Origin of the sequence: Facklamia sp. P12932, assembly GCF_050409545.1 — a bacterium.
Lineage (GTDB): Bacteria > Bacillota > Bacilli > Lactobacillales > Aerococcaceae > Facklamia.
Genome location: NZ_JBNUPG010000040.1, coordinates 1 through 2,671, shown reverse-complemented (window position 1 = coordinate 2,671; position 2,671 = coordinate 1). Strand labels below are relative to the sequence as shown.

The window sequence follows — 2,671 nt, the reverse complement described above, 5'->3', positions numbered from 1 at the left end:
ATGCGGTACCACCGGATCACTAAGCCCGACTTTCGTCCCTGCTCGACTTGTTGGTCTCGCAGTCAAGCTCCCTTCTGCCTTTGCACTCTACGAATGATTTCCAACCATTCTGAGGGAACCTTTGGGCGCCTCCGTTACTCTTTAGGAGGCGACCGCCCCAGTCAAACTGCCCACCTGACACTGTCTTCCGTGTTCTTCACGCGAGTTAGAGGGTTCATATTACAAGGGTAGTATCCCACCAACGTCTCCTTGCATACTGGCGTACACAGCTCTTTGACTCCTACCTATCCTGTACATGTCACACAAACACTCAATATCAAGTTGCAGTAAAGCTCCATGGGGTCTTTCCGTCCTGTCGCGGGTAACCTGCATCTTCACAGGTACTATAATTTCACCGAGTCTCTCGTTGAGACAGTGCCCAGATCGTTACGCCTTTCGTGCGGGTCGGAACTTACCCGACAAGGAATTTCGCTACCTTAGGACCGTTATAGTTACGGCCGCCGTTTACTGGGGCTTCAATTCGCACCTTCGCTTGCGCTAAGCGCTCCTCTTAACCTTCCAGCACCGGGCAGGCGTCAGCTCCTATACGTCATCTTGCGATTTAGCAGAAACCTGTGTTTTTGATAAACAGTCGCCTGGGCCTATTCACTGCGGCTGACTTGCGTCAGCACCCCTTCTCCCGAAGTTACGGGGTCATTTTGCCGAGTTCCTTAACGAGAGTTCTCTCGCTCACCTTAGTGTTCTCCACTTGACTACCTGTGTCGGTTTGCGGTACGGGTTGGTCATACTAGCTAGAAGCTTTTCTCGACAGTTTGATTATCCACCTTCGCTACTATTATTTCGCTCCAGATCACAACTCATCATTAATTGTAAGCATTTGACTCACAATCTCACTCGTTGCTTCTACAGACTTTTCCATCTGTCTGCGTGGACTTACCTCCTGTGTCCCTCCATTGCTTAAATCGTATTTCCCAAGTACAGGAATCTCTACCTGTTGTCCATCGCATACGCCGTTCGGCTTTTGCTTAGGGCCCGACTTACCCAGGGCGGACGAGCCTTCCCCTGGAAACCTTAGTCTATCGGTGGACAGGATTCTCACCTGTCTTTCGCTACTCATACCGGCATTCTCACTTCTATGCGCTCCACTGCTCCTTACGGTACAGCTTCTCCGCACATAGAACGCTCTCCTACCATCCTAATAAATTAGAATCCACAGCTTCGGTGGACTGTTTAGCCCCGGTACATTTTCGGCGCAGGGTCACTCGACTAGTGAGCTATTACGCACTCTTTAAATGATGGCTGCTTCTAAGCCAACATCCTAGCTGTCTAGGCAACCCCACATCCTTTTCCACTTAACAGTTACTTAGGGACCTTAGCTGGTGGTCTGGGCTGTTTCCCTTTCGACTACGGATCTTATCACTCGCAGTCTGACTCCCAGAGATGAGTTTGTGGCATTCGGAGTTTATCTAGATTCGGTAACCCGAATGGGCCCCTAGTCCAAACAGTGCTCTACCTCCACATCTCTTACTCTGAGGCTATACCTAAATATATTTCGGAGAGAACCAGCTATCTCCAGGTTCGATTGGAATTTCTCCGCTACCCACACGTCATCTCCACACTTTTCAACGTATGTGAGTTCGGTCCTCCAGTGCGTCTTACCACACCTTCAACCTGCACATGGGTAGGTCACCTGGTTTCGGGTCGACGACACCTGACTAACGCCCTATTCAGACTCGCTTTCGCTACGGCTCCGTATCTTCTACTTAACCTTGCCAACTATCGTCACTCGCCGGTTCATTCTACAAAAGGCACGCCATCACCCCTTAACGGGCTCTGACTACTTGTAAGCACACGGTTTCAGGTACTCTTTCACTCCCCTTCCGGGGTGCTTTTCACCTTTCCCTCACGGTACTGGTTCACTATCGGTCACTAGGGAGTATTTAGCCTTACCAGATGGTCCTGGTGGATTCCGACGGGATTTCTCGTGTCCCGCCGTACTCAGGATACTCCTGAGCCTGTTGATCTTTCGCATACGGGGGTCTCACCCTCTCTGCCGCCCCTTCCCATGGGCTTCTACTAAATCGTCTGGTCTCGTGATGGAGTCCTTCAACCCCAACGTGCATGCACGCTGGTTTGGGCTCTTCCCCGTTCGCTCGCCGCTACTTAGGGAATCATTCTTATTTTCTTTTCCTGCAGTTACTTAGATGTTTCAGTTCTCTGCGTCTACCTTCCTTGCGGATAATGATCTTTTACAATCATTGGGTTCCCCCATTCGGAAATCTCCGGTTCTTAGCGTACTTACCGCTCCCCGAAGCATATCGCTGTTCGTCGCGTCCTTCATCGGCTCCTAGTGCCAAGGCATTCACCGTGCGCCCTTTATTGCTTAACCACAATATTTTCGCTTATTTTTTAACTCTATGATGTTACTCATAGACTCGGTCAATTTCTCGGTTCATTATATCTTTTATTTAAGAAATAATGTGATTGTCATACCTCGCATCGAGAATATGATCAATCTTGTTTGGTGTATTCAGTTTTCAATGATCGATTGAGTAGACTTCCTATTGAAGCTCACTCAAAACTAAACAAAGACATTAACCGTGTGTAGGTTCCAACTACTCCTTAGAAAGGAGGTGATCCAGCCGCACCTTCCGATACGGCTACCTTGTTA

1 rRNA gene is annotated in these 2,671 nt (G+C 49.2%); it reads right to left on the bottom strand.

Features of this window, described 5'->3' with window-relative positions:
* Window positions 1–2,389: ribosomal RNA gene (locus tag ACQV2P_RS08490) — 23S ribosomal RNA — on the bottom strand; the annotation flags it as partial.
* Window positions 2,390–2,671 lie beyond the last annotated feature (282 nt).